Genomic DNA, 7,757 nt, shown 5'->3' on the forward strand with positions numbered 1-7,757 from the left:
TGCCTTTATCGGATTCATAGCACTAATTTGCTTACGCTTTCTGAGTTTGCAGCTCTTCTTCAGAGACAGTTTTACCCAAAATTCGGCTGGTAATCGTTCCCGCCGTCATTGCACCAGAAACGTTTAGTGCCGTGCGTGCCATATCGATTAGTGGTTCAATCGAGATAAGTAACGCAACAATTGTTACAGGTAAACCCATAGCTGGTAAAACAATCAATGCCGCAAATGTCGCGCCACCACCCACACCGGCAATACCGAATGAGCTAATCGTAATCATCGCAACCAACGAAACAATGAAATGAATGCTTAGTGGGTCAATACCAACGCTAGGCGCAACCATCACAGCTAACATAGCAGGATAGATACCAGCACAACCGTTCTGACCGATTGTTGCACCGAATGACGCAGATAGGTTTGCAATCGCTGGTGGTACGCGTAATTTATCAATTTGCGTCTCTACATTTAACGGAATCGTTGCTGCAGAACTACGTGAAGTAAAAGCAAAGGCCAACACTGGCAAAATTTTGGTGAAATATTCTTTTGGACTCACGCCGACAAAAGAAACCAACACACCGTGCACAACAAACATCAGAGCGATAGCCACATACGAAGCTACAATAAAGCTCAATAGATTCAGGATGTCTGACGCACTAGAAGTCGCAACGACTTTCGCCATCAGAGCAGCAACACCGTATGGAGTTAGAGCCATGATCATTTTCACCAGGCGCATAACGATAAATTGGGCGTTTTCCACAAAGCTACGTATTGAAGAAGCCGATTCTTCTTTCTCAATCATCACTTTACGAGCAGCAATACCCGTCAGAACACCGAAGATAACCACTGCGATGATCGATGTTGAACGAGCGCCGGTTAAATCAGCGAACGGGTTTGTTGGAATAAAACTGATGAGCATTTGAGGGATAGTCAAATCGCTTACGCTAGCAGAACGACTTTCTAATGCTGCAATACGTGCCGTTTCGCGCGCGCCTTCGGTCAAACCTTCGGCACTCAAACCAAATATGTGAGCAGCGCCAATACCGATAATCGCAGAGATCGCGGTAGTGAAAAGAAGCACACCAATAGTTAAGCCTGAAATTTTACCTAAAGAACCGCCCTTCTCCAGTTTAACAACCGCAGAAATCATTGAAACGAGCACCAAAGGCATGATGACCATTTTCAGCAAGCCAACATAGCCGCTACCAACCACTTTGACCCAATCAAGAGTCTGACTAATAACTGGGCTACCTTCACCAAAAATAAGTTGTAGACCAAGGCCAAACAAGCTACCTGCAACTAGACCGATAAGGACTAAGCGTGAAAGTGTGTTTTGCTTCTGCTGTTGCTTGAACAACAGAAAGAGAATACCAGCGAATACTGCTAACGCAGCGATAACCGCGACTGACATACGACATTCCTCAAACAATGGAAAATGGGGATTTCAGATATTATTCTGACAAAGAAGCCTAAAGTAGTTGTTTATCCTAACTTGATCCAATGCGCATTTGTTCTTGGATATGAAGAATTGTTCTTAATCTTTAGTTCCTAGCAGTAGATTCGGACCATCAACTGAGCACATTTCAGCCTAGGGAGAAGCAAACAGGAGTCTTCATTCAAACAGCAACATCACAAAACGAAGTAAAGTCCTCCCAATCTGTATTAAAAATGATTAGCAATACATTATTGGAACCAACTCATTGTGAATGATGCCTTTGTCGTCTCTATTCCCATTCTATTTGACCTACTTCACTCCGTTATGGTCTGACTTTACGCTTTGGCTTAACTCGAAGCACTGGGGTGGAGCCCTACTGTCTTTGACTTACCGCAATGTTCAAATTTCTACCCAAACTATCCAAGATGACGTGACAGCGCCGAAATGCACTGAAGCTAATTAAGCTGAAACGAGCGTAGGCTTGTAGTTTAAAAATCACTAATTAAGGCAAATCAGAGCATCACTTTATAGTGATGCTCCTCCACATATAACTAACTCTTGCCCTGTAATCGCTGCTGCGTGTGGAGAAAGAATGAAGTTAACATACTCTGCAACTTCATAAGGCGAAATGTATCTTCCAATAGGCGGCAATTTTGGTGGCGAGGATTGTCTGTTGGGGTTTAACAACATCGGCGTTTCAGTCGCGCCAGGAGCGATAATATTAGCGGTAACGCCCTTTGGAGCTAGCTCTGCTGCCCAACTACGAACCATGCCAAATAGAGCAGATTTAGTTGCTACATATTGCGAACGACCAGCAACACCTTTAGATGTTCGGCTGCCAATCACAACAATTCGTCCCCCATCACCAAGTTTATCTGCAAAGTGATTAGCCAATATTTCGGCCACTCCTACATGGAGGTGCCATATAGTTCGACTCTCATCTATATTAAGATCCCCTAATGGAGCCGCCACCATTTTACCTGCAGCATGAATTACAGCATCAATTTGAGGCAATTGCTCCAAACAGTTCACTAAACTATTCGTGTCAAACAAGTCAACGGAGTGGCTAACAAAATAAGGATTCAAATGCTCCACTTTGGTTCTGCTTAACCCAGTAACCTTCCACCCCTTCGATAAGAGCGTTTCGGCTATCGCTTGCCCAATCCCTGAACTTACACCGGTGACTAAAGCATGACGGCTCATAATAGTTCCTCAAACATACTCAAAGGAACTTTAAACACCGCTTTACGCACTGATTTTGGTTCAGAAACCATGCATAAAGCCTGATGAGGCTCTCCCGGTAAGAAAATGGCAAAATCTCCCGGTTTAAGGTGCAATGAGTGTGTAAGGTTAGGGTGACTTAAGATTAGTAAATCTGGCTTTTTCTCAATGGCTTGCTCATCCATACAATTGAGTACACCATAATTGATAATCTCTTCACCATCCAATACAACCTGAATGTCAGCGTACAATTTGTGGAACTCTGTATGACGCAACTCAGCTTCCTGAGTCATTGACGGACCAATATTGCAGAACCAGTCTTCACCAGCGAGTTGCAATTTCTGGTCATCAGCTCTCGTTAAAGCTTCAAATGTACATTGAGGAGAAAAGAGGATTTTTTTGAATGGAGCGGGTAATCCCGCTGTTTGTAAAGAAAATAAACTTCCACATATCATGACGGTATCCCTCAGAGAGAATGTAGCCCCATGAGTTAGCAGGCTACACATATTTTAATTAATTACAGATGGTTAATACGAACGTATTTAATTGCCTGACGGAAATAGGTATAAGCAACATGGACAACACCATCTTCCGATTGAGTAATCGTCGGATAAGAGAATTCTCTATTCAGTTTCTCTTGTGAATTGTTCGTCATGCAGAAACCATCACCTTCATCAAGGTTCGCAACGATAGTCCAGCTCTCGCCGTTATCTTTCGATACTGCCAGTGACATTGGTGCTCGTGGTGCGCCCCAAAATGCACTTTTGCCATCGATGATCTCTGGTTCTACTGCGCCGCTGTCATTTTCAATTTCATCATAAAGAGAGCTACGACGATCAGTTGCACCAGCAGAGCTCATATTATTAAAGACCATAGCTAAATCACCATTATTCAACGCGGTAACCTGAATGGATGAGTTGTTATTAGGTAGGGCTGTCGCTTTAGGTTCAGTCCATGTTTCGCCGTTGTCATGGGAATAACTTTGATAGATATTGTCCGCCCAGCGGCTACGATAAACCGCAATTAAAGAACCATTTTTGAGTGGTGCAATAGACATGTGAACACAACCGAGACTTTCAGGAACATCAACATCTCGCCAGGTTTTTCCTTTGTCTTCAGAAATCTTCACGCTACTCGTATCGTAGTTTCCAACCCATTTTTCGCCAGATTTCACTGTGCAGTTGAAAATCGGTAGTAGCCAGTTGCCATTATCAAGAACCACAATAGGTTGGCGGATAAATGTGCCAGGCTTATCAATCAAAACATCAATGTCCTGCCAAGTTTCACCAAAATCGTCTGATTTTCTGTAACGTACAATCGCCGTATCTTGATTACCTGAAACTTGAGCAGTCCAAAGCAGCCAAAGAGTATTGTCAGGGTCTAAAAATAGTACAGGGTTCTGTTCTGAGCGCTCAGGATCATTTGACAGTTTTACGGCTGGTTCCCAAACGTCTGTACCTTTACGTAGTCGTGAGCATAAGATTGAAATATCAGCGACACCTTCCTGCGTGCCGGCAAACCATGTACACAAAACGTCACCGTTCGGTAGTACTAATAAATTCGACGCATGGTTTTGTGGGTAGTCAGAAGGTAACATTGCGGTAGAAATTTGACCATCGGTCTCAGTCAACTTGCCATCGCGTACAACTGTAATGACTTCTTGATTCATTGAATCTACTCCATTGTTTGGATGTTTTATATATTTAGTAAATTTAGCCCTCTGCTTAGGGCTAATCAGTTGGTAGGTTTACACTAGTGTCGCGTCAGGGATTTTTTTACTCGGCGATGATTTCCAACACCAAACAATCAAACCAGCGGCTACTGCAATAAAGAAGAACCATAATGGTGTCGCTGAGTTATCCAGCACAATACCTAAGCTTGCGACTAGGAATAGCAGCCTTTCTACGATATTCAGATTTTTCTTCAGCCAACCTTGTAAGAACACAGCCCAGCAGAACGTCGCCATTAGCATACCGGCAAAAGCGATCAAAATTAGATGCCAGCTACCTTGCCATAGAACAACCGGATCTGTAATAAAGCTGAATGGAACAAGGAAGATAACCAATGCATAAGAGAACGCAATGAACCCTGTTTTAGATGAGTCTGCATGACCTATCGCCGATGCCGCATATGCACACAACGCTACAGGCGGAGTCACCATGGATAGTACGCAGTAGTACATGATAAACATGTTCGCAGCTAGAACATTTACGCCCATATCAATTAATGCCGGAGCAAAGATGATTGAGCCGATGATGTAAGCCGCAACTGTTGGAAGTCCCATACCCATGATGACACAACCAAGGATAACCATGACCAATGATAGATACAGATTGTCCTGACCAACAGCACTCAAGATCTCAACAAACTTAAATGCTAAGTTAGATTGAGTCGCCAGTACCATGATGATACCGACCGATGCTAGCGGGACTGACACCCAAGACATCTGTTTAGCGATATCCATAACCATCGGATAAATCACTTTATAGCTGTAACGCGTGTTCTTACGTAGTAATGGAGCAACGAACGCTACAACTGTACCAACGAATGCTGCATAAGGCGCTGAATATCCAGAGATTAACGCAATAACCAAGAATACAGGAGAAATTATCAGGTGAACTCGAGGTAGAATTGGGTCAAACTGCAGATCTTCTTTTGTAATATTACCAATGCCTGTTTTACGAGCTCGTAAATCGATAATAACAAACAGAGCAAAGTAGAATGCAGCGGCTGGAATAATACCTGCTGCAGCGATATCTGCATATGGGATCCCTAGCATATCAGCCATTACAAAAGCGGCAATACCCATGATTGGGGGCATTAACTGCCCACCAGTAGACGCGATAGCTTCCGTCGCAGCAGCCTGTTCTTTGGTATAGCCAGAACGTTTCATAATAGGAATAGTCAGTACGCCTGTTGACGTAGTGTTTGCAACAGCAGAACCACTAACCATCCCGAACAAAGCAGAACCTAATAGTGACATTTTCGCCGCACCACCAGTCAAAGAAGCCGTTGCTTTCATCGCTAAGTCAATGAAAACACTACCGCCACCAGTCATGGTGAACACACAACCAAACATCACAAAGAAAAATACAAAGTTAATCGCAGTACTTGCCGTAATACCAAACAGACCATCAGCTTGCATACTGATGAGCTCAGTCATGGTATCAAGTGTAAAGCCATCAAACGCGGTCCATCCCGGGAAATATGGGCCAAAGAAGCCGTAAATAACAAAAACAATAACAACAGTTAATAGTGAGAAGCCCACCGAACGTCTTACAGCCTCAAACAACATTAACAACCCAACAATAAACGCATATTTATCCGAGAATAAAACGTCATCTATCATTTCAAGACGGGTTTCTAGTCGTGGAATCGCTGTATAATAGTGATACACAACGGACAGCGTTAGTCCGACAAATACAAGGTTAAGAGCTCTCCCCAAATAAAGGAGAGATTGATTCTTAAACTCTAAAGGTTGGAAACATAAAACAAGGGCTGTTGCCATGTACACGTGGATACTTGCAGCAGTCAACGGTGAAACCGGAAAAAAGAACTGTCTAAGTAAAAACACTAGGTAAGCAATGCTAATCACTGCCGTAATAGTGTTCATAAAATGACGATATTTCATAGCGATATCCTACTTACCGAACCAACGGGTTCTACCTATAAGGTCTAGGGAAGAGATGTATGCGAGAGGAATGAATGCACACATCTCTTAGACTTTGTTATGACAAAAGCTTATTTAATCCAGCCTTGTTCACGGTAGTACTTTGCAGCACCTGGGTGAAGTTCTACTAGCTGGTCATGAGAACCAATTTCTTCTGGATGCCAAAATTTAAGTGGAGAGTGCGTTTTCTTGATTTCTGCCTGATTCTCAACCAGAGATTTAGTTACGTTGTACACAACATCATCACTCACTTTTGAGTTAGTCAGGAATACAGTCGCACTGACCGGGTTTACGTAATCTTCAATTTGATCATCGTACGTACCCGCTGGCATTGTTCCAGTTGGTAAACCCACTTTAGCTAGATCTTCCAGAGTCTTTTTAGAGTAAGGGATATAAGTAACATCACTTGTTAACGTCATTTCTGTTAAGTTTGGATGCATAGCAGGAACGTTATCAATGTACACATCAATAGCGTTATCACGCATCATTTGGCTAGCTTGGCCACTACCCATTTGAACGATCTTACCTTGCGCTTTAAGGGTTTCGAAATCAGTACCAAGAGATTCAAAAATGTAGTCAGCAATAATTGGCACTTGAGAGCCAGTAGGCTTCATCGCGATAATGACTTTATCTGCGTTGATGATTTTTTCCCAAGTATCGTTACCAGTCTGCTCAACCCAACCTTTACGAGCCACTGTAATGGTATACGCTTGCTGAACATCATCTAGAACCATACGCAGTTCTTTGTTAGTACGACCTTGATAAATATCCGTTAGACCATCACGAGCCCAAACAGCTGCATTTGACGTAGCAAAACCAAAATCTGCTTTACCTTCGTTAACTACCACAGGGTTTGTCATACCGCCCCCACGAGGAATAAGTTTAATTTTGTATTCGTCGTTAGTCGCTTTAGGGATCAGTTGAGAAAATGTTGTACCGTATGTATACCAACCGTTGCCTGGTGGTTGTGAAATGATGCTTGCCGTAGATGCCGCATGAGCAACACCAGCGACTAATGTGGAACACAATACAGCGGTTTTAAAAGCAGATTTAAAGTGTTTATTTAACATTGTAGGGTATCCTTATTATTAATAATACTAACGCTATTTATCCGTTATAAATCGATAACATTTTTTCGGTTTCTTCCTCCGTAAAATGAACTGGATAACGGCTTTCACCGACCTTCTCACCCAGTAAATTCATCATTTTCTTCACAACCGCAGGAGCAAAAGCGATTGGATATAGCGTTGATCTTAAGTAGTTAATTCTTTCTTGAGCCTCGTTAGCCAAACCCTGCTCATCCTGTTTAAAGCCGCGGTAAACTTGGTTAACCAAATCAGGTACTATGTTGGCAATTCCAGAAATACATCCAACGCAGCCCAGTTGATAACCGGTAAGAATTAAAGAATCAGGTCCCGTTAAAACATCGAAATTTTC

The 7,757-nt window shown here is 42.7% G+C and carries 7 protein-coding genes; all 7 read right to left on the minus strand.

The window, feature by feature from the left end:
* Nucleotides 1-31: 31 nt before the first annotated feature.
* A complete protein-coding gene (locus ACK5MF_RS02655; RefSeq protein ID WP_416919111.1) occupies nucleotides 32-1,405 on the minus strand; it encodes an L-cystine transporter in 1,374 nt (457 codons plus the stop codon).
* Between the two features lie 549 nt (nucleotides 1,406-1,954).
* On the minus strand, nucleotides 1,955-2,632 hold the full coding sequence (locus ACK5MF_RS02660) for an SDR family NAD(P)-dependent oxidoreductase (RefSeq protein ID WP_416919113.1): 678 nt from the start codon (nucleotides 2,630-2,632) through the stop codon (nucleotides 1,955-1,957).
* The gene (locus ACK5MF_RS02665) at nucleotides 2,629-3,105 is read right to left on the minus strand and encodes a YhcH/YjgK/YiaL family protein (protein ID WP_416919115.1); all 477 of its coding nucleotides are present in this window, start codon (nucleotides 3,103-3,105) and stop codon (nucleotides 2,629-2,631) included. Before ACK5MF_RS02665 ends, ACK5MF_RS02660 begins: the two co-directional genes overlap by 4 nt.
* A gap of 62 nt (nucleotides 3,106-3,167) precedes the next feature.
* Nucleotides 3,168-4,319, minus strand: coding sequence for a sialidase family protein (locus tag ACK5MF_RS02670; protein ID WP_416919117.1), 1,152 nt, complete (start codon nucleotides 4,317-4,319; stop codon nucleotides 3,168-3,170).
* Nucleotides 4,320-4,397: 78 nt separating this feature from the next.
* Nucleotides 4,398-6,281 (minus strand): TRAP transporter permease, encoded by a 1,884-nt coding sequence (locus ACK5MF_RS02675; protein ID WP_416919119.1) that lies wholly within the window; start codon nucleotides 6,279-6,281, stop codon nucleotides 4,398-4,400.
* A gap of 110 nt (nucleotides 6,282-6,391) precedes the next feature.
* Nucleotides 6,392-7,390, minus strand: coding sequence for a TAXI family TRAP transporter solute-binding subunit (locus ACK5MF_RS02680; protein ID WP_416919121.1), 999 nt, complete (start codon nucleotides 7,388-7,390; stop codon nucleotides 6,392-6,394).
* A 37-nt stretch (nucleotides 7,391-7,427) separates the two neighbouring features.
* The coding region (locus ACK5MF_RS02685; RefSeq protein WP_416919123.1) for a dihydrodipicolinate synthase family protein at nucleotides 7,428-7,757 on the minus strand (330 nt) is incomplete at its 5' end.

Origin of the sequence: Vibrio sp. (genome assembly GCF_047973365.1) — a bacterium.
Lineage (GTDB): Bacteria > Pseudomonadota > Gammaproteobacteria > Enterobacterales > Vibrionaceae > Vibrio.

Bases quoted from the DNA above. Each gene is read 5' to 3' on its own strand.
- ACK5MF_RS02655 (WP_416919111.1), bottom strand. From the start codon at position 1,405: ATGTCAGTCGCGGTTATCGCTGCGTTAGCAGTATTCGCTGGTATTCTC.
- ACK5MF_RS02660 (WP_416919113.1), bottom strand. From the start codon at position 2,632: ATGAGCCGTCATGCTTTAGTCACCGGTGTAAGTTCAGGGATTGGGCAA.
- ACK5MF_RS02665 (WP_416919115.1), bottom strand. From the start codon at position 3,105: ATGATATGTGGAAGTTTATTTTCTTTACAAACAGCGGGATTACCCGCT.
- ACK5MF_RS02670 (WP_416919117.1), bottom strand. From the start codon at position 4,319: ATGAATCAAGAAGTCATTACAGTTGTACGCGATGGCAAGTTGACTGAG.
- ACK5MF_RS02675 (WP_416919119.1), bottom strand. From the start codon at position 6,281: ATGAAATATCGTCATTTTATGAACACTATTACGGCAGTGATTAGCATT.
- ACK5MF_RS02680 (WP_416919121.1), bottom strand. From the start codon at position 7,390: ATGTTAAATAAACACTTTAAATCTGCTTTTAAAACCGCTGTATTGTGT.